Consider the following 25,788-nt stretch of genomic DNA (forward strand, 5'->3'; position numbering starts at 1 on the left):
GGACGGTAGAGCATCGTGGTTGTAAGATGCAACCATGGTGAAGCGGACGACGTTCGACGAAGCTTCGTGCCCGGTGGCGCGCTCGGTCGACACGATCGGCGACTGGTGGTCACTCCTGATCGTGCGCGACGCCTTCGACGGCGTCCGCCGCTTCGGTGAATTCCAGCGCAGCCTCGGCGTCGCGAAGAACATCCTGTCCGCGCGGCTGCGGGCGCTCGTCGGGCACGGGGTACTCGACGTGGTCCCGGCCTCCGACGGGAGCACCTACAGCGAATACGTCCTCACGCCGAAGGGGCGCGACCTGTTCCCGGTGATCGTCGCGCTGCGGCAATGGGGCGAGGCGCATTTCTTCGCCGAAGGGGAGCCGCGGTCGGAACTGGTGGACCGGGACGGTGGACGTCCGCTGCAGGGACTCGAAGTGCGGGCGTCGGACGGACGTGTCGTCGGGCCGGAGGACACCGTGGTGGTGAAGCCGCCTGCCCCTTCCCCCGGCTCGGCCGAGGAAACGCTCACCGGTCCGTGAAGGCCTCCTTGAGGGACCCAGGGTCCCTCAAGGAGGCCTTCACGGACCGACCTGCCATGCCGGCGGTATGGATCGGGGCCCTCCCAGGTGAGTCATGCCTGGAAGGGCCCCGACCGGATAAGGGGAGCACGGAGGGCGGGGTTCCGACGGAGCCCGAATCACCGTCGGTCCCGGTTCCTCCCGGCGTCCCCGAAGGGGGTGGCGGTGGGCGCGGAGGCCCGGCGACCCACCGCCACCTGAGGGACCGCGGCCGCCGCGCGCGGCCCCGGTCCGATCGCGATCCCGGGTCACCCGGCGGGAACGCGAGCCCAGGGCATCCTTTCCGGCGCGGGAACGGCTTCGGTCGGCGTCTCGGACAGGAAGTCCCGCTCGAACGGGGCCAGGATGTCCTCCCCGATCGGTGTCGCCGCGAACGAAGGAGCGGCGGGGGCGGGGGACACCGGCTCGGGCACCGGCAGCCGCCGGTCGAGTTCGGCGGTCCAGTGGATCATCGCCTTCGGCCGGTCCCAGCCTGCCGCGCCGATGAGCCTTCCGTCGCGGACGAAACCGGTGACCCCGTCGGAGAGTTCGATCGTGTCCTTGCCCAGAGACGGCATCCCGACGGTCTGCAACCGCGCGTCGTACAGGGAAGACCAGGCGCGGGGGAGCGGCGTGTACGGCCGGGCGTTGCCGCGGCCCAGCATCAGGCTTTCCGCCGCCGCGCGGCCGGATTCGACGCCGTTCATCCAGTGCTCGACCCGCCGCGGTGTCTCGTCGATGCGCAGGTTCGGCCATTTCGCGACGTCGCCGGCGACCACGACGTCCTCCGCTCCGACGGCGAACAGGGTCGATTCGCACAGGACGCCGTCGTCGATGGTCAGTTCCGAGCCCCGCAGCCAGTCCACGGCGGGCACGCTGCCGATCGAGAGCACCACGCAGCTGGCCACCAGGAACTGGTTGTTGGTCAGGTGCAGCCCGACCGTCTCCTTGGTGCTGATCCAGTTCCGCACCTCGGTGTTCATCGCCAGCTTGGCGCGATGGTGCTGATGTTCCTTGGTGAGCGCCGACGCGATCCGCTCCCCGAAGCGGTGCAAAGGCGCCTTCGCGTGGCCGATGAGCGTGACGTCCCGGCCCATGTAGCGCATCGACGCGGCGAACTCGTTCCCGATCAGGCCGCTGCCGATCACCACGACGGATTTGTTGCTGTTCCCCAACGCCCGTCGCACGGCGAGTGAGTCCTCCACCGTGCGCAGCACCCGGACCCGGGGGTCGTGGCGCGGCGAGCCGGGCAGATGCCGGGGATGGACGCCGGTCGCGACGATCAGGCCGTCGTACCAGAGGGATTCCCCGCCCGGCAGGTGCACCGTGCGTTCCTTCGTGTCGAGCCAGGTCGCGCGGGTGCCGAGCCGCCAGTGGACGTCCAGGTCGAGGTACGGCTCCAGGCTCGCCGCCACCGGTTTGACCCCGCCGGTGATGAGTTCCTTCGACACCATCGGCCGGTGGTACGGCTTGCGCGGCTCGTCGCCGACCAGCACGATCTCGCCGTCGAAACCGAGTTCCCGCAACCGTTCCGCGGAGCGGAGACCGGCGACGCCGGCACCGACGATGACGATCCGATCTCCGTCACTCATCGTCGTACGCCCCTTCTCCCTTGACTCTGATGGCTTGTTTCGGGCAGAGCCGGGCGGCGGAGATGGCCTGGTCCAACCCGTCCCGGTCGACCATGCGGCGGATGCGGAGCTTGCCGTCCGGTCCGATCTTGAAGGTGGCGGGCGCTTCCATCTCGCAGAAGCCGAAGATCTCGCACCGCTCGTTGTCGACGCTGACGCGAGTGCCGCGCCGTACGCTTCCGAAGATCATTTTTCGTTTCTCCAAGTCGTCAGACCAGTTCTTCGACCAGGCCCAGCCGTTCCAGGTACCGGGTGGGCGTGAACCGCAGCGCGGTCAGCACCACCACGGGGACCAGCAGCGTGATCCCGCCGAACCACAGGAGGCCGAGGTGCCCGTTGGCCATGGCACCGAAGAAGGCGTGCAGCGCGGTGATCGCGACCGCCGGATAGGCGAGCCGGTGGATCCACAGGAAGCGCCGGTAGGAGCTGAACCGGCTGATCCCGCCGGTCAGCGCGACGGCGATCATGACCTCGAGCCCGAGGACGCCGAGTTCGTGCCGTGCCAGCGTGCCCGGCAGAAGCGGGATGGTGATCTGCGCGAGCGTGAAGCCGTCGGGCAAGAACAGGAACGACATCGCGTGCACGACGCCGAACGACAGCGTCAGGATGCCGAGCACCATATGCGAGTTGCGCAGTGCCTTCCGCCCGGTCAGTGACTTGATCCAGCCGGTCGCGGTGAACACGCCCCAGCACAGGGTGAGGCACATGAAGCCGTACGAGATCCGGGCGGAGGTCTGCGCCATGCCCTTGATGCCGGGGTCGGTGTCCGTTCTCTGGGTCAGGACGATCACCACCTCGGACCACTGGTCATACATTGATCTCTCCTGGGGCACTGGGAACCGGTTCCGGTTCGGCGGCGGCCGCGCGTTTGCGGGTCCGGGTGTTCTTGCTGCGCAGCGTCCGGAGGGCGTAGAACAGCCCGCCACCGAGCACCACGGCGAGCAGGAGGCCGAGGGCGAGGTCACCGAAGCCGACATCCATCGCGCTGTTGGCCGAATTCGACTGCGGCACCGGGGCCTCCGGTAGCAGCGACTGGTCGACGACGCCGGTGCTCTCCAGCAGGGTCATATGCCGCAGCACCGCCTGGTTGGCCGTGGTGGCGTAGTCGCGGACGACGTCGTTACGGGTCCCGGCCCTGACCTGCGCGATGACAGGGAACAGGATCCCGTGCGCGTACCGGAGCCGGTTCGCGAAGATCCGGTCGAACTCGCTGTCGTCGCGGGCGGCCTTCATCTCGCCGAGCCACGCGGACTGCTGATCCGACGGTTCGCGCGGAAGGGCGATGCCGAAACGGTCGGCGATGGCGTGCGTCGCGGTGTCGAGCCTGCCGTGGTCGATCATCAGTGTCCGGCCGACTTCGCGGGTCCGCTTGCTCTTCCCGCGTTCCTGCGCCCACATTCCGGCGGGCATTTCCCACAGGCCGGCCAGTTTGACGTTGACGATCAGGTTCTTGTCCGCCGCGGAGAGTTCTTGGGCGCGCGCGTCGCCGACGGGGCCGAGCAGCGTCGCCGCGGCTGTCGCCACCAGGACGAGCACCACACGGAAGAATCCGCGAGGGAGGTCAGATGCCGAGGTCATCGGCCTGCCAGGTGTCCGCGGTGAGCAGCACTTTCGTCCCGTCCGGCTTGGCGGGGAACCAGGCGTCGTCGACACCCTGCCCGCCGGTGTTGCCGGGCATCGCGTCGTCGGCGTTGCGGTAGAGCGGCCAGCCCGCGAGCGTGACCTGCTTGCTGCCGTCGTCCCTGGTCACGGTGCCGACGAGGGCACGATCGATCCCGGTCACCACGAGGTCGCCGTCCGCTTTGGCGGGAATCCAGGTCCGAGAACAGGTTTCGGTGCAATTCGATTTGGGCGGGTCGACCGAGTCCTTGTCGTAGCGGTAAAGCGTGAAGCCGTTGGTGTCGGTGACGATCGGCCCGAGGTCGAACAGGACCGCCGCGGCGACACCGGGCGCCGCTTCGGCCGCGGGGTCGGGCATTCCCGGGATTTCCGCCGCTCCGGCGGCCGGGGCCGTGCCCGGAGAGCCGTTCGGTCCCGCGGTACCGGTGGTGCAGGCCGCGGTCAGCGTGATCGCGGTCAAGGTGAGGGTCAGGGGTATGACCGAGCGTGACACGGGGTTCACGGAAATCCTCCTGTCGGGGAAGAGGAGAACGCCATCACCTCGGGGAGATGGTGTGCAGGCAGGTTCGACTCCACTGTGGACAGTCAAGATCCACAGTGGATTCGGCGATGCGGGGGACAGCGCCGGGTCGGGGGCCTTCGGTAGGGGATACGGTCACGAGTCGGAAACGGTTCAAAAAACTTTCCCGGCCTCGGAGAACGGGGTCCGCACGGTTTGGTACTGGACTTATCGCCCTCGCGCACACAAAGATGTGCCGCGTGGGACGCCACTCTCGGATACTGCAGCCAATGGTCGATCATGAACCCCCGTCGAACGGGCATGACGACCTCATCAGGGCGTTGTACCAGGAGTTCGGATCGAGCCTGATGGCGTTCGTGCTGAAACTGACCGGCCACGATCGCCAGTGGGCCGAGGACGTGGTCCAGGAGACGCTCATCAAGGCGTGGCGCAACGCCGGCAAACTCGACCGGCAGCCGGAAATGCTGCGCGCCTGGCTCTTCACCGTGGCCAGGCGCATCGTCATCGACGGCTGGCGGAGCCGGAGCGCCCGCCCTCAAGAGGTGGAGGAACTGGAGTCGGATTCGATCGGAGTGCCGGACGAATCGGAGAAGACGCTCGCGGCCATGATCGTTTACGAGGCCTTGCGCAATCTTTCCCCGGAGCAACGTGAAGCCGTCCAGCAGACCTACCTGCGTGACCGCACCGTGAACGAGGTCGCGGCGACGCTGGGGGTTCCGCCGGGTACGGTGAAATCGCGGATCCACCACGCTGTGCGCGCGTTGCGCAGGGCGCTGCAGGAGCGGGGGTGAGCGAGGTGTCCGGAACCGTCCACACGGACATCGCCGCCTACGTGCTCGGCGTCCTCGGCGAGGAGGATCACGCGAGGTTCGAGGCACATCTGCTGGAGTGCCCCGAGTGCCAGGTCGAACTGGTGGAGATGTACCACCTGCCCGACATCCTGGACATGGTCAAGAAGAGCTGGCCGGATCCGCCCGTGAAGGGCCCGGGGCCGCGCGTGCTGCGGATGCTGCTCGCGGACGCCGCCAAGGCGGGCAGGCGGCGCAAGGTCATCCGGCTCGCGACGGCCGCCGCCGTACTCGTGCTCGTCGTCGGCGGCCCGCTCACCGTTCTGTCGCTCACCGACCGTGAACCGGTCATCACGCAGGCCGCCCCCACTGTCGTCACGTCGGTGGTGCCCGCTCCCTCCTCCTCCCGGGAGCGGGACGCGGGCCCGGACGGCGGCGCCGCCCCGTTCGGCTGGTCCGAAGCGGGCAACGCGGTCGCCGCGGAGGTCACGGTGCAGGAGAAGGAGTGGGGCAGCGCCGTCGAACTCGAACTGCGCGGCCTCATCGGCCCGATGGTCTGCCAGCTGTTCGCCTACTCCCACGGCGGAGAGGCGTACGTCGTCAACAACTGGAGCGTGCCGTCCAAGGGATACGGCGTCCCCGGTTCCCCGGAACCCCTCGTCATCACCGGTTCGACGGCGTTGCAGAAGGCCGACATCGAACGCTTCGAGGTGCACAAGCAGGACGGCACCGTACTGGCCATCGTGCGCCGCTAGTCTTATAACGGAAAGATAACGGCGAGATCGCTTTTTGAACCGTCTCCCGGCTGGAACCGTATCTCCCAGTAGCCGGATGTCCCTCGGCTGGCGAACGAAAGGTTCGCCGCGAATTTCGGGAATCCGCGTATTCGACAAAGGCGTGGCTCATGCCTGGGCGCGAGTATTCCGCGTGCCCGGAAACGTAATGAGGTGAGCAAGTCAATGGCACGAAATCAAGGGCGCCATCGCATCGCCCGCAGGACCAAGATCGCGACCGCGTTGTTCGGCCTGTCGATCGCGGTCGGTGGGCTGGTGGTGTCCACCACGACCGGCGACTCCGACAGCGCCGCCGCGGACGAGGTGGACAAGTCACAGTTCGTGGACATCACCCAGGTCCGGCCGAACGTCGACAAGCCGGAACCGGGCCGGAACGCCTCCACGGGTTCGTTCACCGTCGACTGCGGCAAGAACGAGAACGGGCATTTCAATCCCGACAACTTCATCGCGCAGCCGGGTGTCCGCAACGGCGCCCAGCATCTGCACGATTACGTCGGAAACCTTTCCACGAACGCGGATTCGGACAACGACAGCCTGCTGGGCGCCGGCACCACCTGTGAGAACGGTGACGAGTCGACGTACTTCTGGCCGGTGGTGCGGATCGACACCGCGGAGGAAGCCGAAGGGCAACAGAACCAGAACCAGGGTGGCCGGGACCAGAACCGCGACGGTGATCGGAACCGGCAGCGGAACCAGGGCAACGACCAGCGGAACCAGGACCAGCAGAACGAGGCTCAACTGGAAGAGCCGAACGCGGACAACGAACTCGCCGGCAACGACGGGGAGATCCAGCGTCCCGCGGTCGTCGACATCACCTTCAAGGGCAATGCCCAGGAGAAGGTGCAGGAGATGCCGAAGTTCCTCCGCATCCTTTACGGTGACGCGAAAGTCACCACCAACGGTCCCGCCAACGCGCGCGAGAGCTGGACCTGCACCGGCTTCGAGAACAGGGTGATCAAGCAGTACCCGATCTGCCCCGAGGGCAGCGACGTCAAGCGGGTGCACACGTTCCCGAGCTGCCTCGACGGCGACAACATCGACAGCGAGAATCACCGGGACCACATCAAGTATCCGGACGAGAACGGCGAATGCGCGAACGGCCTCACCGCCGTCCCGGAGCTCACGATCTCACTGACCTACGAGATCCCCCGGCAGATCCAGGTCAACGGCCAGTACAAAGTGGACTCGTTCCCCGAAGAGGACCACAACCCGTTCTCCGATCACGACGATTTCGCGAACGTGATGTCGGACCAGATCATGGACCGGCTCGTCGACTGCGTCAACGAAGGCCGCGAGTGCCGCGAATGACGCACTGAAACGGAAGCAGGAACCTGCGAAGAGAAAGGAAGATACTCCGGCCCGGCGGGTCCCCCCTTACACCTCACCCACCCGCCGGGCCGGGCCCTCCCTGGAAACGGATCGACACAACTGAAGATCGCTCCGCAAGCGTTCACCCGCCCTGTCGGCGGCTTCCCGAGGGAGGCTCGCCGGCGGGGCACTTTCGGTAGGTTGGCGTTATGGGTGAGCAAAAGGACCGCATGCTGCGCGGTGAGCTGTACCGGGACAACGACCCCGAACTGGTCTCGGACCGCAGGCGCGCGCAGGCGCTCGTCGACCGGTTCAACGGCACAGGCGCCGAAGAGACCGGTGAGCGGGACACGATTTTGCGTGAGTTGCTGGGGAAACTCGGCGAAGATTCCTGGATCATGCCGCGGTTCCAGTGCGACTACGGCTATCTGATCGAGATCGGCGCCAACAGTTTCCTCAACTACGACGCCATCCTGCTCGACTGCGCGCCGATCAAGATCGGCTCGGACTGCTCGATCGGCCCGCGCTGCCAGCTGCTGACCGCGCTGCATCCGATGGAGGACCACGAACTGCGGCGGGCTCGCTGGGAATCGGCCGCGCCGATCACCATCGGGGACAACGTCTGGTTCGGCGGCGGCGTCATCGTCTGCGCCGGGGTCACCGTCGGCGACGACACCGTGGTGGGCGCGGGAAGTGTGGTCACCCGCGACCTGCCGTCGAAGGTGTTCGCGGCGGGCAACCCGGCCCGCGTCATCCGCGAGCTCTGAGGTTCTACCTGTCCACCGGCGTGATCCGGGTGCGCCGGCTGTGCTCGAACACCATGGAGGTGCGCACGTCGGCCACCTCGGGGCGTTCTGTCAGCTTGTCGATCACGAAGGCGTAGAGGCTGTCGTTGTCGGGGACCGCGACATGCAGGATGAAGTCCTCGGTCCCGGTGGTCACGTAGAGCCCGACGAGGTCGGGGAGGGCGTTGACCCAGTTCCGGAAGCCTTCGATGTTCCGCCGCGAGGGCGGGCGCACCCGCACCGCGATGAGCGCCTGCACCCCGCGGCCGATCGACGGCAGGTCCACGTCCAGCAGCGCGCCGCGGATCACGCCGCGTTCCCGCAGCCCGCGGGTGCGGTCCAGCGCGGTGGTCGGCGAAACGCCTACTGCGGCGGCCACTTCGCGATTGGTCTTCCGTGCGTCCGACTGCAATTGCGCCAGGATCGCCTTATCAAGTTCGTCCAACCGCGCCATCTCAGCCCTTTCACCGTATTAAGTACGAGCACGGTGGACTGTACTCGTATGTCCTCTTAGCTTGGCCTTGTTCATCCGTTGATGTGAGCAGGAGATCAGCTGAATGTCCGAGTACGGTACGGCCATCGGATTCACCCCCGACGAGATCGACCTCACCGCGTCCACCCGATCGGCGAGGTTGAAGTGGGTCATCGTGGTCAACAGCGAGCTGCCGCCCGGCCGTGCGGTCAACGCGGCGGTCTGCACCGCCGTCGCCACGGCGAAGTCCGTGACCGGTCTCCTGGGAGACGAAGCGGTCGACGCGAACGGCGAGCACTACACGGGCTTGCCCTGGGTCGGCTGCTCGATTCTGTCGGCCGACGCGGAGAAACTGCGAGCCATCCGGGCCAAGGCCGCGGCCTCGCCGGGCTGCCACGTCGCCGACATGCCCGCCGTCGCCCAGCAGATCCGGGTCTACACCGATTTCCTCGCGACGATGAAGGAGATCCCGACGGAGGAGATGGACTTCTGCGCGATCGGCATCGTGGGCCCGCGTAACCGGATCGACAAACTGGTCGGGAAGCTGCCGCTGATGCCGTGAGCGGGTGGCCGTTCGGTACAGGTGGTCGTGAGTGGCGATTCGTGTTCTAACCCGAAACGCCACTCACGACCGGTGTGACCTGCGGTGCTTCTTGCGTGAAGTACATGAAGGGGTCCTTCCTGTACCTAGGCGCAAGGATGGGGTCCTTCATGTACTTGGGTAAGGGGCCTTGACGCGCTGTCGCTGTAGTGCTGAGGCTCAAGGTGGCGTTCCTGCCCGTCCGCAGCCCCGACCCGGCCCGGCATGCCGTGAAGGGCCCCTTCCCCACTCTCAGGGTAGGGAAGGAGTCCCTCACGGACTTGCGATCCCGGCCCGCCACCCGCCGTAGGCACCTGGAACACGGTTGGTCCTAACCCGAAACGCCACTCACGACCACCTGTACCGACGCCGGCTTCAGCCTTCGAGGAGTTCCCGCAGCGCTTCGGTGAACTGGGCGGGGTTCCGTTGCGGCGCCAGATGCGCCCCGGGCATCTCCGTGAACGGGAGGCCCAGTTCGAGCGCGAGGACCTTCGCGGGCTGGTAGTGGTAGTGCCCCCGGCTGCCGACGCCCGCGACAGGGACGATCTCGGTCCTCGTCTTCCGCAGCGCCCGCAGGTCGGGAAGGTAGTCGAGGATCTCGGCCAGTTCACGGCCGAAGAGCCGTTTCCAGTCCTCCTCGTTCGGCAGCCGGATCGCGCGCAGTTCGGGCAGCGCGGCGCCGGCGATCCCGTCGGTGAACCGTTTGAACGCCCCCATCAGGTCGCCCGCCTGCGCGAGCCGGACCTGCGCGTTCGCCTCGTCGAGCCAGCCGAGCGCGTCCGGCAGCAGCTGGATGGCGGGGGGCTCGTGGGCGACCAGGACGGTCGCCGCGTCCGGATGGCGGGCGACGAGGTCGAGACCGATCATGGCGCCCGCGCTGGTCCCGAACACGCTGGCGGGCCCGCCGCCGACGTGCTGAAGAACCGCGTGGGCATCGTCCGCCTGCTTCGGCACACTGACCGGGCCGGTGCTGGTGTCGGTGCTGCGGAAGTGGCCGCGCCGGTCGTAGGTGACGACGGTGTAGTCGTCGGCGAGCAGCTTCGTCATCGCCCGGAAGGTGTCCGCCGAGCCCAGCCCACCGGCGATCAGGAGCAGAAGCGGCCCTTCGCCGGTGCTGCGGACGTACAGCTCACCGTCCTCGACCGGACAACGACTCTCCGAGATCATGGCCGAAGTCAAGCACAACGCGTTCGGCCCCTCACTCCGAGGCCAGCCGCCGCAGGATGCCGGTGGCGTCGGCCACGATCGTCTCGATGAGGTCGCCGACCGCGGGCAGGTCGCCGAGCAGGCCGACGACCTGCCCGGACGCCAGCACCCCGGCGCTCCGGTCGCCCTCCACGAGCCCGGCGCGCAGCAGCATCGGCGTGTTGGCGGCCATCAGGACCTGCGACCAGGTCCGGTCGCCGCCGCGTTTCATCCGCAGGCCCTCGGTGGCCAGCGAGCGCCACGACAGCCCGGTCAGTTTCCGGAACTTCGAGGCGTTGCGGGCCGCCCTGGCGAGCCCACGCACGGGACCGGCGGACTCGAGCGCGTCGACCAGTTCCGTGCGGAGCACGCGATGCGGCATCCCGTCCACCTTGCGCGTGACGACAGTGCCGTTGAGATCACGGGCGAGATAGGCCTGCTTGATCTCGTCGGGCACGGTGCTTTCCCTCGTCAGAAGGAACCGGGTGCCCATGGCGACGCCGGCCGCCCCGTAGGCGAGCGCGGCGGCCAGCCCCCGGCCGTCGAAGAAGCCGCCCGCCGCGACCACCGGGATGTCGACGGCGTCCAGCACCGACGGCAGCAGCAGTGTCGTCGCGACCCCGCCGGTGTGCCCGCCGCCCTCGCCGCCCTGCACGATGACGGCGTCGGCACCCCAACCCGCGACCTTCTCCGCGTGCCTGGCCGCGCCGACCGAAGGGACGACGAGGACGCCGTTGTCCTTGAGCCGCGCGATCATGTCCTTCTTCGGCGCGAGCGCGAAGGACGCGACGCGGACCTCCTCGGTGATGAGCAGTTCGACCCGGCGCGCGGCATCTTCGGCGTCCGCGCGGAGATTGACGCCGAACGGCTGGGACGTGCGGCTCTTGACCTCCTTGATGGCCGCCGCCAGCTCGTCGTAGGTCATCGTCGCGGACGCGAGGATGCCGAGGCCGCCCGCTTCCGCCGTCGCGGACACCAGCCGCGGCCCGGCGACCCAGCCCATCCCGGTCTGCACGATCGGATGCCGGATCCCGGCCAGCTCGGTCAGTGCGGTTTTCACGACGGGACTTCCTTGTCCCGCAAGGACTTCGGATCCAGGCTGGTGCGGATCAACAGCAGTTCGGACTCGGTCGGCAGCCGGGACTCGGTGACCCCGTCGGTCTTCAGCGGGAAGGACGTCGCCTCGACGACCTCGTCCACGGAGACCCCCGGATGTACGGAAAGCAGCCTCGGCGCGTGGTCTTCACCGCCGAAGTCCAGGACGCCGAGGTTGGTGACGACGCGGTGGACGTCGTGGTGCCGCAGCCCCGCCTCGCGTGCCCTGGCGTAGCCGACGCCGGACACGACGTCGACCTGGTCGACGAAGACCCGCTTGCTGTGCCGCGGAACCCAGTAGCTCGTGCGGTGGTTGGCCGTGTTGCCCGGCCCGCCCCGCACGCCGAGAAGCTGCTTCTTGGGCCGGGAATGGTCGCCGATCGCCGAGATGTTCTGGTTGCCTTCGCCGTCGATCTGGTTGGCGCCCATCACCACATGCCGTTTTCCGCGCGGTACCACGGTGTCGAGGACCTTGCGGAACGGCTGCCAGCCTTCGACGACGGCGTCGGGGGTCATCAGGTACGCCTCGCCGTCGGACAGCAGGATGTCCGGCTCGAACGTCAGCCTGGCGAGCCTGGCGCCCAGCGACGGGACGAACCCCATGGGGCTCACCACGATTTCGCCGTCACCGCGGAACAATTCGGCGCAGGCCACGACAGCCACTTCGGCACGACTGATGTCACTCATGCGGTCTCCCCGAATTCGGCGACGGCCTTCTGGTACTGCGCTTCGCCGCCGGACAGGAACCTGTCGACGAAGTGTGGCCACGCGTCGAGATCCTTGGACGCTTCGGCGTAGTGACGCTGGAAACGTTCGTCGCGTCCGTAATCCGGGACGGCGGTGGTGAAATGCGCGCCGTTCGGCGTTTCGGCCACCCCGGTGACGAGCATCCGGCTCAGCAGCAGGCTCTGCACCGGCCCCGCTTCGGCGAGTTCGGCCGTCTCCACGATCTTTTCCGTGGACACGTAACACTTTTCGGCGGCCAGAGCGAACAGTTCGTCGAAGTACGGATCCGGTCCGAGATACTGCGCGTTGCCCCGGGCGTCGGCGCGGTTGAGGTGGACGAAGGCCGCGTCGAGCTTCAGCGCGGGCACGGCCAGCAGCTCTTCGGCGTCTTCGTACGGGGACCGGACGGTGCGCAAAGAGGGGTTCAGATCCATGACGCCGGAGCCGAGGCCCGCACGCGTCGGAAGGAACGGAAGCCGTTGCGCGGCAGCGGAAAGACCGGTCCCGAAAACACCTTCGTCGTACTCGGTGACGGAGATCGATCCGGATTCCCTCGCCCGGGAGAACCACGGGTCGTAGGGGATCGAGTCCAGGGTGACGAAGCCGAACACGAGATGCTTGATCTTGCCCGCCGAGGCCAGCAGCCCGACGTCCGGACCGCCGTAGGAGACCACGGTGAGATCCTTGACCGGCGAGCGCAAAATCGCGCGCACCAGCGCCATCGGCTTGCGCCGCGAGCCCCAGCCGCCGATCCCGATCGTCATGCCGTCCCGCAGTTCGGCGGCGATCTCGTCCGGCGTCATCCGCTTGTCGGCCATCACTTCCCCTTACCGTCCAAGAACTCCTGGCGCGCGCCGTCGGAGACGCCCGCCAGGTTGAGTTCGAAGGTGAATCCCTGCTCGAAGCGGTAGCTGCGGTGCACGGGCTGGACGTCGATGCCGTTGATGGCCTGTTTCGCGGCGCGGATCACGCGGGTGTCCTTCGCCGCGATCTGCCGCGCGACACCGAGCGCGGTCTCGTCGAGCTCCTCCCGCGAGACCACGGCGTAGACGGAACCGTGGTGGTGCAACTGGGCCGCGCTGATCGTCGACGCCGTGTAGTACAAGGCGCGCATCAGGTGCTGGGGGACCAGCCGCGAAAGATGGGTCGCCGCGCCGAGCGCGCCGCGATCGACCTCGGGGAGCCCGAAGGTCGCGTCCTCGCTGGCGATCACCACGTCCGCGTTGCCGACCAGCCCGACCCCGCCGCCGAGACAGAAGCCCTGCACCGCGACGATCACCGGGACCGCGCAGTCGTACACGGCGGAGAACGCCGCCGCGCAACCCTCGTTCGCGCCGATCAGCGCGCCGTACCCCGGATCGCGCTGGATCTCCTTGATGTCGACCCCGGCGTTGAACCCGCGGCCCTCCGCACGCAGCACCACCACATGGGTCGCGGGGTCGCGTCCGGCGTCGGTGACGGCGGAGGCGAGGGCGAACCATCCCTTCACGCTCAGCGCGTTCACCGGGGGCGCGTCGACCGTGACCACGGCGATGCCGGGCTCCGGTGAGTGGGTGGAAACGGTCATCGGGCACCCTTCGCAGCTACCAAACCTAGCACTTGCTTGGTACGTTAGCAGGACGTCCGGCCCGGGTACAGCGACGTGAAGGAGGCCTCGTATGGCACTCGAACTCCGGCTCGACGGCGCCGTGGTGCTGGTGACCGGTGGGGTGCGCGGCGTCGGCGCCGGTGTCACCAGGACTTTTCTGCGTGCCGGCGCCGAAGTCGTCACCTGTGCCCGAACCGAACCCGAGCGGCCGGTCTGCGCCGGGGAGAAGGCGTCGACGTTCATCTCCTGCGACGTCCGTGACCCGAAAGAGGTCGACGCGCTCGTCGAAGAGGTCGTCCGGCGGCACGGCAGGCTTGACGTCGTGGTCAACAACGCGGGCGGCGCGCCGTACGCAGAGGTGGCGAACGCTTCGCCGCGGTTCCACGAAAAGATCGTCGCGCTGAACCTGCTGGCGCCGTTGACCGTCGCCCGCGCGGCGAACGCGATCATGCAGCAGCAGGAAAGCGGCGGCGTCATCGTGAACATCAGCAGTGTGAGCGCGACGAGACCGTCGCCGGGGACGGCGTCCTACGGTGCGGCGAAGGCGGGCCTGGACAACCTGACCGCGTCGCTCGCGGTCGAGTGGGCGCCGAAGGTGCGGGTCAACGCGCTCGACGTCGGCATGGTGCGGACGGAACACTCGCATCTGCACTACGGCGACGAGGCGGGCATCGCGGCCGTGGGCGCGACAGTCCCGTTAGGACGGTTGGCCGAACCGGACGAGATCGGTTCCTGCGCGGTGTTCCTGGCGTCCCCGCTGGCGTCCTATGTCAGCGGCGCCTGCCTGACCGTGCACGGCGGGGGAGAGGTGCCTGCCTTCCTCGCCGCTTCCAATTCCAAGGTCGAAGAACGAAAGGAGCAGGTGTGAGCGGGATCGCCGACGGCCGGATCGTGGTGGTGACCGGGGCCGGTCGTGGAATCGGCAGGGCACACGCGCTCGCCTTCGCCGCCGAGGGCGCGCGGGTGGTGGTGAACGACCTCGGCGCCGGGATCGACGGCAGCGGCGGGTCGGCGGGGCCCGCACAGGACGTCGTCGACGAGATCGAGGCGCTCGGCGGCAAGGCGGTCGCGAACACCGACGACATCGCCTCCTGGGACGGCGCCGCCGCGCTGGTGCGGGCGTCCGTCGAAACGTTCGGCGGCTTGGACGTCCTGGTCAACAACGCGGGATTCCTGCGCGACCGGATGCTCGTCAACCTCGGCGAGGACGAATGGGACGCGGTGATCCGTGTCCACCTGAAGGGCCATTTCGCGCCGACCCGGCACGCCGCCGAATACTGGCGCGCCGAGGCGAAAGCGGGCCGGACGCGGGCCGCCCGGGTGATCAACACCAGCTCCGGCGCCGGCCTGCTCGGCAGCGTCGGGCAAGGGAATTACGCGGCCGCGAAGTCCGGGATCCTGGGCCTCACCCTGGTCGCCGCCACCGAATTCGCGCGCTACGGCGTCACCGTGAACGCGATCGCCCCGGCCGCCCGCACCCGCATGACCGAAGTGGCCTTCGCCGACGACATGGCCGCGCCCGAGGACGGTTTCGACGCCATGGCACCGGAAAACGTGTCACCGCTGGTGGTGTGGCTCGGCAGTGAGGAGTCGTCCGGGGTCACTGGGCGGGTGTTCGAGGTAGACGGCGGACGCGTCTCGATCGCGCAGGGCTGGCGGCACGGCGAGGTGCGGGACAAGGGATCCCGGTGGGCACCGGCCGAACTCGGGCCTGTGGTGGCGGAGTTGCTCGCGGACGCTCCCGTGCCTGAACCTGTTTACGGGGCTTAGGGTTTCGTTTCTCGTGAGGCAACCGTGGCGTGAGCTGGGGTTGGCTGGGTTGCGAAAGCCGGGCATGCCCCCAATGTGGCATTGGGGACGGTGACCGTCCCCAATGCCACATTGGGGGCATCAGACCGCCGCGCGAGCCGGCATCGCGCGCAACACGCCACGTTCGCCTTACCCCTCGATAACCGTCCTTACCGCTCAGGCGTCCCGCGTCAAGTCCCGGACCGCGGGTAGCTGCCGAAACCCACCGGACTCGTAGGTCGCGATGGCGGCCACGTTCGAACTAGGCGTGTTCACGCCCGCGCTCGACGACCCCATCTCCTGGAGCGCGGCCGCCGCCGCGATGGTGATCGCCCTGCCGTAGCCGTGCCCGCGATGGTTCCGGTGCACGCCCATCGGCTCGAGGATCCCGGGCTTCCCCGGGCCTGCCGACCACACGGCCACCGCCGCGACGGCGTTGTCCTGGTCGTCGTACCCGACCAGGCACCGGCCATCGGCGTACGGTGCCCCGGCGGCCATCGTGTGCCACTTCTCGGGAGTGAAGGTCGACCCGTCGAACGCCGCCCGTGTCATGTCGGCCCACACGTGCGCCCGGTCCGGTCCGATCGTCTCGATCCGCAGGTCCGAGGCCTTCACCGGTTCGGTGAGGTCGCGGAACAACGGTGTCCACGGTTCGTCGGTGCGCCAGCCGTGCTCGGGCAGGACGTCCTGGAGCAGCGCGTCCATCGGCGCCTCGACGGCCACCGCCCCTGGCGGCAGCACACCGCGCTCCGGAGCGATCACGTCCTCGGCCACCCGCCGTGCCAGTTCCTCGTCCCGGCGAACGTCCGGCGCGGTCGTGAGCCGCAGGAGGTCGGCCCCGTCGAGGAGGCCGACGGCGACGATCCGGCCGTCGCGGCGCCAGAACCGGACCGCCGCGGCCGTCGCCTCCGCCCCCGAGCGCCAGAACCAGCCGAGGTCACCGGGATGCAGTTGCCAAGCCACCCCTTCGGACTGCCAGTCCCGCAGCGCCTCAACGGCTTCGTTCAGTCCGTCGAGCCCCGGTCGCTCCAAGTCGATCGCCATGCCGGTGATCACACACCACCGAACGGCGGGCTCGCATCCGGTTTTCGGTGAGGCCAAGATGAGGACGTGAAGTCACTTCAGCGCCGTCTCTGGGAGGCGGTCGAGCCGCTGCACGCCGTCGTCTACTTCGCCCCGGAGACGGCGGCCGCGGCCAAGGCGGTGGGTCTGCCGGGCTGGTGGATGGGCTATTTCGCCGGCCGGGTCGCGCCGCTCGGGCCGTTGCCGGAACCACCCGCGACCGCGATGCTCTTCGGGTTCGCCCCGCGGAGGGTCGCGCGATCCCTGCCGGACGCGTGGAAACACGCCGAACCGGCCGCCGTGCTCCAGAGCCGGATGGACGCCGTCGAGGCCGCCCTGAACCGGATCCTGCCCGCCGACGCGCCGTTCGCAGAACTGGCCGACCTGCTCGAACAGGCCGTCACCGGTTGCGATTTCGCGGCCAGGCCGCTCGCCGCCGCCTGGTCATCGGTCGCCAGGCCCGCCACACCGGTCGGAAGGAGCTGGCTCGCGGCGACGGTGCTGCGCGAGCATCGCGGGGACGGTCATGTCCTTTCCGCGGTCGCCGCCGGACTGCGCGGACTCGACACCACGCTGACCCATATCGGCAGCGGGGCGGTGACCCGCGAGGTCATCCAGGTCAATCGCGGGTGGTCCGATGACGAATGGGACGAGAGCGTCGCGCGGTTGGCCGGACGAGGCGTCCTCGACGGCGATCTGAAGCTCACCGAGCAGGGAATCGCGCTGCGCCAACGCATCGAAGACGAGACCGACCGCCTCGCCGCCGGGCCCTCGGAAGCGCTCGGGAAGGACGGGGCCGCCGAAGTCCTGCGGATCGCCGTCCCGTTGAGCCGGCGGATCTTCGACACCGGTGCGATCCCGTTGCCCAATCCGATGGGGGCGCCGCGGCCCTGACCGCTCGAAACTGTCGGACCCCGGTGAGACGCTGTTCCGCATGGCGACGTGGCAGCAGTTCAGTGAAGAGGCACCCGAGCTGGCGGAGAAGATCAAAGAGCGGTTCACCGCGGCGAAGTCGCATGTGCTGGCGACGGTCCGGCGGGACGGCTCGCCAAGGGTCAGTGGCAGTGAGGTCGATTTCCGTGAGCAGGACCTGCTGATCGGTTCGATGATCGGCGCGATGAAGGCGAAGGATCTGCGGCACGACGGCAGGTTCGCGATCCACGCCGCCTCGGCGATCGACGAGGGCGGCGCGGACGCGAAGGTGTCGGGAAAGGCCGTCGAGATCACCGATCCGGCGGAGATCGCCCGTCTGCAGGGCGACGACGGGGAGGCGCACGTCTTCCGGCTCGACCTCACCGAGGCGGTGCTGACGTGGGTCGAGGGCAACACCATCTATTTCGACTTCTGGAAGGAGGGCCAGGGGAGCAAACGGCTCGCGAGGCCGGACAACGGTCCGGTGGTCGAGGTCGGCTTGGGCTAGCGCGCCACGGCGCTAGATCCGTTCGATGATCGTGCCGGTGGAAAGCGCGCCGCCGGCGCACATCGTCACCAGCGCGGTGCTCGCGTCACGGCGTTCCAGTTCGTGCAGCGCCGTGGTCAGCAGGCGGGCGCCGGTGCTGCCGACGGGATGCCCGAGCGCGATCGCGCCACCGTTCACGTTGACCTTGTCCTCGCCCGCCCGGTGCACCCGTTGCCACGACAACACGACTGAAGCGAACGCCTCGTTGACTTCGAAGAGATCGAGGTCGCCGATCGTCATCCCCGCCTTGACCAGGACACGTTCGGTCGCCTGCACGGGACCGTCGAGGTGGTAGTACGGCTCGGCGCCGACCAAGGCCTGCGAGACGATCCGTGCTCGCGGCCGGAGGCCCAGCGCCTTCGCCCGGTCCGAGTCCATCAAGAGGAGCGCGGCCGCGCCGTCGGAGATCTGCGACGACGTCCCGGCCGTGTGCACGCCGCCTTCGACGACGGGCTTGAGCTTGGCGAGGCCTTCGACGGTCGTGTCACGCAGCCCTTGGTCACGGGACACCAGCCGTGTCTCGCCGGTCGGCGTGCCGTCCTCGCCGAGCACGGGTGCCTTCACCGCGACGACCTCGCGATCGAAGTGTCCCGCCGCCCAAGCGGCTGCCGCCTTGGCCTGCGACGCGGTCCCGAACAGGTCGACGTCGTGGCGGGTGATCCCGCGGCGTTCCGCGATCCGCTCGGCCGCGCCGTACTGGTTCGGCATGTCGATCGACCACGTCCGGGGCCGTGGCGTGCCGATGCCCTCGCCGCGGTTCGCGCCGAGCGGGACGCGGCTCATCGCCTCGACACCGCAGGAGACGCCCGCGTCGATCGCGCCGGCCGCGATGAGCCCGGCGATCAGATGCGTCGCCTGCTGCGCCGAGCCGCATTGGGCGTCGATGGTGGTCGCGCCCGTGGTCTCGGGGAGCCCGGCGTGCAGCCACGCCGTGCGCGTGACGTTGCCCGCCTGCTCGCCGGCCTGGGTCACCGCGCCGCCGATCGCCTGCTCGACCAGCGCCGGATCCAGCCCCGCGCGTTCGAGCAGGGCTCGCTGCGCCGCGCCGAGGATCTCGGCGGCGTGCAGGCCCGCCAGGTGACCCCTCCGCTTGCCGATAGGGGTGCGGACCGCCTCGACGATCACCGGACTACCCACGTTCGCCTCCTGGGAAACACCGTTCACTACCGAGAAAAGTAGAACACGTTCTTGATTTGAGCAAGTCACCCCTGGGTCGGCCGGTTTTTGATCACTGGTCGCCGTTCCCGCTTCATGTCGCGCTCGAAGGGTTGAGTAAACGGGTTTCACTGAAACTCTTCACTTGGTAAACGCCGTATGCTTCAATCGGGTCTAGAACGTGTTTCATTGGCGAACCGCGTAGGAGGTAGCCCGTGGCCGCTCCCCTGATCCCCGCCGGTTTCGATTTCACCGATCCGGATCTTTACGCCACCAGACTGCCTCTGGAGGAGTTCGCCGAACTTCGTCGTACGGCACCGGTCTGGTGGAACCCGCAGCCGCACAACACCGCGGGCTTCCGCGATGACGGCTACTGGGTGGTCAGCCGGCTCGAAGACGTCAAGGCGGTGTCGAGGGACAGCGAGCTGTTCTCCTCCCGGGAGAAGACCGCGATCATCCGGTTCGACGAGAACATGACCGACGACAGTCTCGAAGCCAACCGTCTGGTCCTGCTCAACATGGACGCCCCGCAGCACACGAAGCTGCGGCGGATCGTGTCGAAGGGCTTCACGCCGAGGTCGATCGCGAAACTCGAGGACACCCTGCGCGATCGCGCGGAGAAGATCGTCAGCGAGGCCAAGAAAAAGGGCTCCGGCGACTTCGTGGTGGACGTCGCGTGCGAACTTCCCTTGCAGGCCATCGCCGAACTGATCGGCATCCCGCAGGAAGACCGGATGAAGGTCTTCGACTGGTCGAACCAGATGGTCTCCTACGACGACCCCGAGTACGAGGTCGAGCCGCTCGCCGCGTCGGCGGAGATCGTCGGCTACGCCTGGAACATGGCCGAAGAGCGGCGCAAGTGCCCGATGGACGACATCGTCACGAAGCTGATCCAAGCCGACGTCGACGGTGAGTCGCTGGCCTCCGACGAGTTCGGTTTCTTCGTCATCCTGCTCGCCGTCGCGGGCAACGAGACCACGCGCAACGCGATCACCCACGGGATGAAGGCCTTCCTCGATCACCCCGATCAGTGGGAGCTGTACAAGAAGGAACGGCCGAAGACCGCCCCGGACGAGATCGTCCGCTGGGCCACGCCGGTGGTCGCCTTCCAGCGCACCGCGACCAGGGACACCGAACTCGGCGGGCAGCACATCCGCAAGGGTGACCGGGTCGGGATGTTCTACAGCTCCGCGAATTTTGACCCGGACCATTTCGACGAGCCGGAGAAGTTCGACATCCTCCGCGAGGACAACCCGCACGTCGGCTTCGGTGGCACGGGATCGCACTACTGCATCGGTGCCAACCTCGCGCGGCTGGAAATCGACCTGATCTTCAACGCCATCGCCGATGTCATGCCGGACATCACCGAAGCGGCCCCGCCGGACCGGCTCCGGTCGAGCTGGCTCAACGGGATCAAGCACTACCAGGTCCGGTACGCCTGAGCCGGTGCCGTGGGGCACCATGGGGCCATGGGTCCCCACGTTCAGGTCGATGTCGAAATGTCCTTCCGGGTCACGAAACCCGGTCCCGCCGCGTTCGTGGTCGCGCTCGCCGGCGGGGCCGCCCAGGAGGAGTTCGCCTATCCCGCGCCGCCGCGCCAGGTGGCGTTCGAACACGGGACCCGGGCCCAGGTCGTCGATCTGCCGTCCGGGGAACACGTCGTGCGCTACCGGGCCCAACGCACGCTCGGCCCCGCCGACGCCGAGCCGCTCGGTCAAGACGATCTGATCCGCTACACCCGGCCCAGCCGGTACTGCCCCTCGGACCGGATGGGCGGGCTCGCGTTGTCCCGCTTCGGTGGCTTGCCCGACACGCGCACCCAGGTGGAGGCGATCGTCCGGCACGTCGGCGAGCACCTGTCCTATGTGGTCGGTTCCGGTTCCCCGACCGACGACGCCGTCGACACCTACCTCGCCGGGGCGGGGGTTTGCCGCGACTACGCGCACGTCTGCATCTCGCTGTGCCGCGTGATCGACATCCCCGCCCGGTTCGCCGCGGTCTACGCGCCCGGACTGTCCCCAATGGACTTCCACGCCGTGTTCGAGGCCGCGATCGACGGCCGCTGGTACGTCTTCGACGCGACCGGCCTCGCGCCGAGGCAGAGCCTGTGCCGGATCGCGACCGGACGCGATGCCGCCGACACCGCGTTCCTCTCCACCCTGGGTTGTGAGCTGGACTTTCTCGGCAACACCGTCCTGGCGACCGCCGGCCCGGCACTGCCGGAGGACGACGGCTCGGGGTTGATCGCGCTCGCTTGATCGCGTGTTGCCCACGAGCCGTGACCTCGCTGAGGTAGACATTGGCGTGTGAGGGAGAAGCAAGCACCGACGAAATGGAAGCGGCTGCGTGCCCGCTACCGCTGGCTGGACCACGTGGCGCGAGCGGTGAACCGCTACATCGAGTACGGCGGTTACCACTACGTCGCGTCGATCACCTATTTCAGCCTGTTCTCGCTGGTGCCCATCCTCATGGTCGCGGTGTCGGTGGCGGGTTTCGTGCTGGCGAGCCAGCCGCAGCTGATCGAGTCGATGCTGAGCGCGATCACCGGCACCCTGCCCGGCGGCCTCGGCGACAAGGCTGGCGAGTTGCTCACCGGGTTCGTGGAGCAGCGGACCAGCGTCGGGATCATCGGTCTGATCATCGGGTTGTACTCCGGCTGGAACTGGATGAACTCACTCCGCGACGCGCTCACCGCGCTGTGGGGCCAGAACCGGTCGGATCTGCCGTTGCTGCGCACGATCGCCGCGGACCTGCTCGCGCTGCTCGGCCTCGCGAGCGCGCTGCTGGTCTCCTTCGCCATCACGATTTCCGGCTCCGCGCTCGGCCGGTATCTGCTGGGGCTGGCCGGGGTGGACGACACCGCCTGGGGGCACAACGTGCTGTCGGCGATCTCGATTCCCTTGGCGCTGCTGGCGAACTGGCTCGTGTTCCTCTGGGTCCTCACCCGGCTGCCGCGGAAACCGGTCGGGGTCCGTAGCGCGATGCGCGGCGCGGTCGCGCTGGCACTGGGCTTCGAACTGCTGAAGCAGGCCGGTGGGATCTACCTGCGCTTGATCGGGAACTCGCCGACCGGGGTCGCGTTCGGTTCCATCATCGGCCTGATCTTCTTCATCTCGCTGGTGGCCCGCATGCTGGTGTTCGTCACGGCCTGGACGGCGACCGCGCGCGACGCCCCGCCGGATCCGGTCCGGCCGCCGCCGCCCGTGGTGGTCCGGCCCGTGGTGGCGGCGCCCGATCGGCACGGCTTCAAACCGGTGCTGGTGGGTGCGGTGACCGGGGTGGTCGCGACACTGGCCGCGCAACGCCTCTGGCCACGCCGCCGCCCCTGACACATGCAATGAAGGACGCTTTCATAGCAAAATTTGCTATGAAAGCGTCCTTCATTGCACGCCCGGGGGCCGTCAGCTCGGCTTGGCCGAACCCACCACCCACATCGAGAAGAACTGCGAACCGCCGCCGTACGCGTGCCCGAGCGCGATCCGCGCGCCGTCGACCTGGTAGTCCCCGGCCCGGCCCATCACCTGCTTGGCCGCTTCGGAGAACCGGAGCATCCCGGACGCGCCGATCGGGTTCGACGACAGCACACCGCCCGACGGGTTGATCGGCAAACGGCCGCCGAGCGCGGTTTCGCCGGCCTCGGTGAGCTTCCAGCCTTGACCCTCGTCGGTGAATCCCAGGTTCTCCAGCCACATCGGCTCGAACCACGAGAACGGCACGTAGATCTCGGCGGTGTCCACTTCGGACAGTGGGTCGGTGATGCCCGCGTCCCGCCACAACGCGGCGGCGGCATCCCGCCCCGCCTGAGGGTTCACCTGGTCGCGTCCGGCGAAGGTGGTCGGTTCGGTGCGCATCGCGGTCGCGTGGATCCACGCCGCGCCACCGGGGACGGCGTCGCCCGAGGCTTCGTCGCCGATCACCATCGCGCAAGCACCGTCCGAGGACGGGCACGTTTCGTCGTAACGGATCGGGTCCCACAGCATCTGCGACGCCTGCACCGACTCGACCGTGATGTCGGACTGCCGCAGATGAGCGTAGGGATTGAGGGCGCCATTGCGGCGATCCTTGGCCGCGACGATCGCGCCGACGTGATCGGGTGCGCCGGACCGGCGGATGTACGAGCGCACGTGCGGCGCGAAGTAACCGCCCGCCCCGGCGCCCACCGGCATCTGGAACGGCGGCAGGATCGACAGGCCCCACATCGCGTTCGACTCGGATTGCTTCTCGAAGGCCACGGTCAGTACCCGTTTGTGCACCCCGGCCTGCACCAGCGACGCCGCCACGAGCGCGGTCGACCCGCCGACCGAGCCCGCGGTGTGCACCCGCAGCAGCGGTTTCCCGGTCGCGCCGAGCGCGTCGGCGAGGAACAGTTCGGGCATCATCACGCCCTCGAACAGATCCGGCGCCTTGCCGAGGACGACGGCGTCGATGTCGTCCCAGCCGGTCTGGGCGTCCAGCATCGCGCGGTCGATGGCCTCCCGGAGCAGTCCGGGCATGGACACGTCGGTGCGTTTGGCCTTGTGGTGGGTCTGGCCGGTTCCCAGTACGGCCGCGAGGTGCTTCACGAGAGGACCTCCAAGGTCGCGACCAGGTTCTGCTGCAGGACGGGGCCGCTGGTCGCGTGGGCGAGGGTCTTGCGCGCGCTGCCGTCGAGGATGCGGTTCGCCGCCTCGCCGATCCGCGCCAGCCCCGCCGAGAACATCGGGTTTCCGGTCAGGACGCCGCCGGAGGGGTTGATCCGCACCTGGTCGCCGAGGCCCAGCGCCTCGCGCAGGATCAGTTCCTGGTGGGTGAACGGCGCGTGCAGTTCCGCGACCTCCACGCCGTCGAGGTCGAGCGCGCGCCCGGCGGCCACTGTGGACGGTGACTTGGTGAGGTCCCGGACACCGAGCGCGGGCGAGTCGACGCGATGCTCGATGCCGGTGATCACCGCGGGACTGTCGACGAGGTCCGCCGCCCGCTCGACCGAGGCGAGCACGAGGACGGCGGCGCCATCGGTGACGGGGGCGATGTCGTGGGCCCGTAAGGGATCCGCGACGAACGGGGCGTCGAGGAGATCGGCGACTTCGACCGATCCGGAGAGCTGCGCGGCGGGATTCCCGGCGGCGTCGGCGCGGCTGCGCGCGGCGACTTCGGCGAGGTCCTTTTCGGACCACAGCCCGGCTTCGAGCCCCAGCCTCGCCTGGATTCCGGCGACGCTCACCGAATCCGGCCACAGCGGCGCGACGACGTACGGGTCCATTTGCAGGGCCAGCACCCGGCGCAACTGCCCGGCGGAGGACTTGCCGAACCCGTAGACGAGTGCGGTGTCGACCTCACCCATCCGGATCTTCAGCCACGCCTCGTACAGCGCCCACGCGGCGTCCATCTCGACATGCGACTCATGGATCGGCGGGAAGGCGCCGATGGCGTCGACCGCGGCGATGAACGAGAACGCGCGGCCGGCGAGGTAGTCCGAGGAGCCGGAGCACCAGAACCCGATGTCCTCTTTGGACAGACCAGTCCGCTCGAAGACCTCGGCGAAGATCGGCACCAGCATTTCCACGCCGTTGGTGGTGCCCGGGGTGCTGCGGACATTGGGGGCCTGCGCGAAGCCCACGACTGCTACATCTGGCACGGTGGTCCTCACAGATGGTGGGCGAAGGATTCGTACGGTGCGTCAGGCTCGCCGGTCGGTTCGAAATGGCCGATGTTCTCCAGCGACGTCCACCATTCGTCCCGCGGTTTCCAGGCGGCCCGGACCCGCATGCCCATCCGGACGTCGGCGGCGTCGCAGCCGAGGAGGAGATGCAGGAACGCGATGTCCGCGCCGTCGAGCAGGATGTACGCCGCCACGTACGGCGGTTTGATCTTCTGCCCGAGGAACGGCACGTTCACGATGCAGAACGTGGTGACGATGCCGGTGTCGGGCAGCTCGACCTCGTCGGTGGTCGGGACGCCGTCGGTCGGGCAGGCGCCGCGCGGCGGGATGTAGACCTTCTCGCAGGACGGGCAGCGCTGGCCGATCAGCTTCCCCTCGGCGAGCCCTCGCAGGTACCGGCTTTCCTCCGGTGACGCGGAATGCTCGTAACGCAGGTGGATCGGCGTGATCACCACACTGACCGGTGCGCCCTCTTCGCGTTTCGCGACCGGGGGAGGTGCCTCGGTGGATTCGGTGTCGGGCCCGTCGGCGGGGACGAAGTAGGCGATGTCCCGGATGTGGCCGACGGTCTCGTCCGCCCAGCGGATCCGCACTCGCTGTCCAGTGTGGACCTTCGAGGGGCTGCCCGCGTCGACCGCGTGCAGGATCGAGGTGTCGGCGCCGTCGAGCCGGATCAGCGCCCAGGCGAACGGCCGCGACAACGGCTGGCCGTCGAGGGGTTCGGCGATCCAGGACCAGGAGACGATCTCGCCCTCGGCGGCCACCGGCACGAAGTCGGACAGCGCCTCGGCGGTCACGGGATCGTATTCCAGTGGCGGCACGTGCACGCGGCCGTCACTGCCGCGAACGCCTTCGACGCGGCGCTTGCGCAGGGCGTTGACGAACCGGCCGAGCACGGGGCCGACCGAGCGGGTGTAGTCGAAGCCCACGTTGAGCGGGGCCGACAGCGGGAGTTCGGGTGCGCTCACGTTCTGAGTGAAACACGTTCTCGATTTTCCGGCAAGATCGGCCGTGTCGGGCCTGCTGACGGTTGCTCTTGAGTGGAACGCGTTC

The 25,788-nt window shown here is 68.5% G+C and carries 29 protein-coding genes; 13 read left to right on the top strand and 16 right to left on the bottom strand.

Annotation, left to right across the window (positions count from 1 at the left end; genetic code table 11):
• Window positions 1-34: 34 nt before the first annotated feature.
• Window positions 35-523 carry a winged helix-turn-helix transcriptional regulator gene (locus tag ACIHAO_RS12880; protein WP_396557345.1) on the top strand — a complete coding sequence of 163 codons (489 nt, stop codon included), beginning with the start codon at window positions 35-37 and terminating at the stop codon, window positions 521-523.
• A gap of 287 nt (window positions 524-810) precedes the next feature.
• On the opposite strand, the gene ACIHAO_RS12885 is transcribed toward ACIHAO_RS12880, so the two are convergent.
• Genes ACIHAO_RS12885 through ACIHAO_RS12905 form a run of 5 tightly spaced genes read right to left on the bottom strand, consistent with a single transcriptional unit; the run spans window position 811 to window position 4,294 of the window.
• The gene (locus ACIHAO_RS12885; RefSeq protein WP_396557347.1) at window positions 811-2,133 is read right to left on the bottom strand and encodes an NAD(P)/FAD-dependent oxidoreductase; all 1,323 of its coding nucleotides are present in this window, start codon (window positions 2,131-2,133) and stop codon (window positions 811-813) included.
• Window positions 2,126-2,362 carry a ferredoxin gene (locus ACIHAO_RS12890; protein ID WP_005164337.1) on the bottom strand — a complete coding sequence of 79 codons (237 nt, stop codon included), beginning with the start codon at window positions 2,360-2,362 and terminating at the stop codon, window positions 2,126-2,128. The genes ACIHAO_RS12885 and ACIHAO_RS12890 overlap by 8 nt, the downstream gene beginning before the upstream one ends.
• A gap of 19 nt (window positions 2,363-2,381) precedes the next feature.
• Window positions 2,382-2,987 (bottom strand): ferric reductase-like transmembrane domain-containing protein, encoded by a 606-nt coding sequence (locus tag ACIHAO_RS12895; protein WP_396557349.1) that lies wholly within the window; start codon window positions 2,985-2,987, stop codon window positions 2,382-2,384.
• Window positions 2,980-3,750, bottom strand: coding sequence for a DUF4142 domain-containing protein (locus ACIHAO_RS12900; protein WP_396557351.1), 771 nt, complete (start codon window positions 3,748-3,750; stop codon window positions 2,980-2,982). The genes ACIHAO_RS12895 and ACIHAO_RS12900 overlap by 8 nt, the downstream gene beginning before the upstream one ends.
• Window positions 3,734-4,294: a hypothetical protein gene (locus tag ACIHAO_RS12905; protein ID WP_396557353.1), complete on the bottom strand. Its 561-nt coding sequence runs from the start codon at window positions 4,292-4,294 to the stop codon at window positions 3,734-3,736. Before ACIHAO_RS12905 ends, ACIHAO_RS12900 begins: the two co-directional genes overlap by 17 nt.
• Window positions 4,295-4,581: 287 nt before the next feature.
• Between ACIHAO_RS12905 and ACIHAO_RS12910 the strand changes: the two genes are divergently transcribed.
• The 4 genes from ACIHAO_RS12910 (at window position 4,582) to ACIHAO_RS12925 (ending at window position 7,969) form a co-directional block, all read left to right on the top strand.
• Window positions 4,582-5,103, top strand: a complete 522-nt coding sequence (locus ACIHAO_RS12910) for a sigma-70 family RNA polymerase sigma factor (protein WP_396557355.1) — start codon at window positions 4,582-4,584, stop codon at window positions 5,101-5,103.
• Window positions 5,100-5,855 (top strand): anti-sigma factor family protein, encoded by a 756-nt coding sequence (locus ACIHAO_RS12915; RefSeq protein ID WP_396557357.1) that lies wholly within the window; start codon window positions 5,100-5,102, stop codon window positions 5,853-5,855. The genes ACIHAO_RS12910 and ACIHAO_RS12915 overlap by 4 nt, the downstream gene beginning before the upstream one ends.
• Window positions 5,856-6,059: 204 nt before the next feature.
• Window positions 6,060-7,202 carry a DUF1996 domain-containing protein gene (locus ACIHAO_RS12920; RefSeq protein ID WP_396557359.1) on the top strand — a complete coding sequence of 381 codons (1,143 nt, stop codon included), beginning with the start codon at window positions 6,060-6,062 and terminating at the stop codon, window positions 7,200-7,202.
• Window positions 7,203-7,411: 209 nt separating this feature from the next.
• The gene (locus tag ACIHAO_RS12925) at window positions 7,412-7,969 is read left to right on the top strand and encodes a sugar O-acetyltransferase (protein WP_396557361.1); all 558 of its coding nucleotides are present in this window, start codon (window positions 7,412-7,414) and stop codon (window positions 7,967-7,969) included.
• 4 nt (window positions 7,970-7,973) lie between these two features.
• On the opposite strand, the gene ACIHAO_RS12930 is transcribed toward ACIHAO_RS12925, so the two are convergent.
• On the bottom strand, window positions 7,974-8,441 hold the full coding sequence (locus tag ACIHAO_RS12930) for an Lrp/AsnC family transcriptional regulator (protein ID WP_199745424.1): 468 nt from the start codon (window positions 8,439-8,441) through the stop codon (window positions 7,974-7,976).
• A 103-nt stretch (window positions 8,442-8,544) separates the two neighbouring features.
• Between ACIHAO_RS12930 and ACIHAO_RS12935 the strand changes: the two genes are divergently transcribed.
• Complete coding sequence (locus ACIHAO_RS12935) at window positions 8,545-9,021, top strand: DUF2000 domain-containing protein (protein WP_125793591.1); 477 nt, start codon at window positions 8,545-8,547, stop codon at window positions 9,019-9,021.
• 393 nt (window positions 9,022-9,414) lie between these two features.
• On the opposite strand, the gene ACIHAO_RS12940 is transcribed toward ACIHAO_RS12935, so the two are convergent.
• Genes ACIHAO_RS12940 through ACIHAO_RS12960 form a run of 5 tightly spaced genes read right to left on the bottom strand, consistent with a single transcriptional unit; the run spans window position 9,415 to window position 13,612 of the window.
• The gene (locus ACIHAO_RS12940; RefSeq protein WP_396557363.1) at window positions 9,415-10,206 is read right to left on the bottom strand and encodes an alpha/beta fold hydrolase; all 792 of its coding nucleotides are present in this window, start codon (window positions 10,204-10,206) and stop codon (window positions 9,415-9,417) included.
• 31 nt (window positions 10,207-10,237) lie between these two features.
• Entirely contained in the window at window positions 10,238-11,284 is a 1,047-nt protein-coding gene (locus ACIHAO_RS12945) for an NAD(P)H-dependent flavin oxidoreductase (RefSeq protein WP_396557365.1), read from the bottom strand.
• Window positions 11,281-12,006: a CoA-transferase subunit beta gene (locus ACIHAO_RS12950; RefSeq protein ID WP_396557367.1), complete on the bottom strand. Its 726-nt coding sequence runs from the start codon at window positions 12,004-12,006 to the stop codon at window positions 11,281-11,283. The genes ACIHAO_RS12945 and ACIHAO_RS12950 overlap by 4 nt, the downstream gene beginning before the upstream one ends.
• Window positions 12,003-12,863, bottom strand: a complete 861-nt coding sequence (locus ACIHAO_RS12955; protein WP_396557369.1) for a CoA transferase subunit A — start codon at window positions 12,861-12,863, stop codon at window positions 12,003-12,005. The genes ACIHAO_RS12950 and ACIHAO_RS12955 overlap by 4 nt, the downstream gene beginning before the upstream one ends.
• A complete protein-coding gene (locus tag ACIHAO_RS12960) occupies window positions 12,863-13,612 on the bottom strand; it encodes an enoyl-CoA hydratase family protein (RefSeq protein WP_396557371.1) in 750 nt (249 codons plus the stop codon). The genes ACIHAO_RS12955 and ACIHAO_RS12960 overlap by 1 nt, the downstream gene beginning before the upstream one ends.
• Window positions 13,613-13,703: 91 nt before the next feature.
• Here ACIHAO_RS12960 and ACIHAO_RS12965 point away from each other — a divergent pair, with 91 nt between their 5' ends.
• The gene (locus ACIHAO_RS12965) at window positions 13,704-14,501 is read left to right on the top strand and encodes an SDR family oxidoreductase (RefSeq protein ID WP_396557373.1); all 798 of its coding nucleotides are present in this window, start codon (window positions 13,704-13,706) and stop codon (window positions 14,499-14,501) included.
• Window positions 14,498-15,403, top strand: coding sequence for an SDR family oxidoreductase (locus ACIHAO_RS12970; RefSeq protein WP_396557375.1), 906 nt, complete (start codon window positions 14,498-14,500; stop codon window positions 15,401-15,403). Before ACIHAO_RS12965 ends, ACIHAO_RS12970 begins: the two co-directional genes overlap by 4 nt.
• Window positions 15,404-15,598: 195 nt before the next feature.
• On the opposite strand, the gene ACIHAO_RS12975 is transcribed toward ACIHAO_RS12970, so the two are convergent.
• On the bottom strand, window positions 15,599-16,465 hold the full coding sequence (locus ACIHAO_RS12975) for a GNAT family N-acetyltransferase (RefSeq protein ID WP_396557377.1): 867 nt from the start codon (window positions 16,463-16,465) through the stop codon (window positions 15,599-15,601).
• 66 nt (window positions 16,466-16,531) lie between these two features.
• Between ACIHAO_RS12975 and ACIHAO_RS12980 the strand changes: the two genes are divergently transcribed.
• Entirely contained in the window at window positions 16,532-17,377 is an 846-nt protein-coding gene (locus ACIHAO_RS12980; RefSeq protein WP_396557379.1) for a hypothetical protein, read from the top strand.
• A gap of 40 nt (window positions 17,378-17,417) precedes the next feature.
• Window positions 17,418-17,903, top strand: a complete 486-nt coding sequence (locus tag ACIHAO_RS12985; protein WP_396557381.1) for a pyridoxamine 5'-phosphate oxidase family protein — start codon at window positions 17,418-17,420, stop codon at window positions 17,901-17,903.
• Window positions 17,904-17,915: 12 nt separating this feature from the next.
• Here ACIHAO_RS12985 and ACIHAO_RS12990 read toward each other — a convergent pair whose 3' ends face one another.
• Window positions 17,916-19,079, bottom strand: a complete 1,164-nt coding sequence (locus ACIHAO_RS12990) for a steroid 3-ketoacyl-CoA thiolase (RefSeq protein ID WP_396557383.1) — start codon at window positions 19,077-19,079, stop codon at window positions 17,916-17,918.
• Between the two features lie 233 nt (window positions 19,080-19,312).
• On the opposite strand from ACIHAO_RS12990, the gene ACIHAO_RS12995 reads away from it, so the two are divergent.
• Genes ACIHAO_RS12995 through ACIHAO_RS13005 form a run of 3 tightly spaced genes read left to right on the top strand, consistent with a single transcriptional unit; the run spans window position 19,313 to window position 22,426 of the window.
• Complete coding sequence (locus tag ACIHAO_RS12995; protein ID WP_396557385.1) at window positions 19,313-20,539, top strand: cytochrome P450; 1,227 nt, start codon at window positions 19,313-19,315, stop codon at window positions 20,537-20,539.
• Window positions 20,540-20,566: 27 nt separating this feature from the next.
• A complete protein-coding gene (locus tag ACIHAO_RS13000; RefSeq protein WP_396557387.1) occupies window positions 20,567-21,355 on the top strand; it encodes a transglutaminase family protein in 789 nt (262 codons plus the stop codon).
• A gap of 48 nt (window positions 21,356-21,403) precedes the next feature.
• Entirely contained in the window at window positions 21,404-22,426 is a 1,023-nt protein-coding gene (locus ACIHAO_RS13005; protein ID WP_396557389.1) for a YhjD/YihY/BrkB family envelope integrity protein, read from the top strand.
• Window positions 22,427-22,498: 72 nt separating this feature from the next.
• On the opposite strand, the gene ACIHAO_RS13010 is transcribed toward ACIHAO_RS13005, so the two are convergent.
• From ACIHAO_RS13010 to ACIHAO_RS13020, 3 genes are read right to left on the bottom strand one after another with little or no spacing between them, the layout of a single operon-like run.
• Window positions 22,499-23,659 carry a thiolase domain-containing protein gene (locus ACIHAO_RS13010; protein ID WP_396557391.1) on the bottom strand — a complete coding sequence of 387 codons (1,161 nt, stop codon included), beginning with the start codon at window positions 23,657-23,659 and terminating at the stop codon, window positions 22,499-22,501.
• A complete protein-coding gene (locus ACIHAO_RS13015) occupies window positions 23,656-24,711 on the bottom strand; it encodes a thiolase domain-containing protein (RefSeq protein ID WP_396557393.1) in 1,056 nt (351 codons plus the stop codon). Before ACIHAO_RS13015 ends, ACIHAO_RS13010 begins: the two co-directional genes overlap by 4 nt.
• Window positions 24,712-24,719: 8 nt before the next feature.
• Window positions 24,720-25,703, bottom strand: a complete 984-nt coding sequence (locus tag ACIHAO_RS13020) for a Zn-ribbon domain-containing OB-fold protein (protein WP_396557395.1) — start codon at window positions 25,701-25,703, stop codon at window positions 24,720-24,722.
• Between the last annotated feature and the right edge of the window lie 85 nt (window positions 25,704-25,788).

The organism is Amycolatopsis sp. NPDC052450 (genome assembly GCF_044547565.1).
Taxonomy (GTDB): domain Bacteria; phylum Actinomycetota; class Actinomycetes; order Mycobacteriales; family Pseudonocardiaceae; genus Amycolatopsis.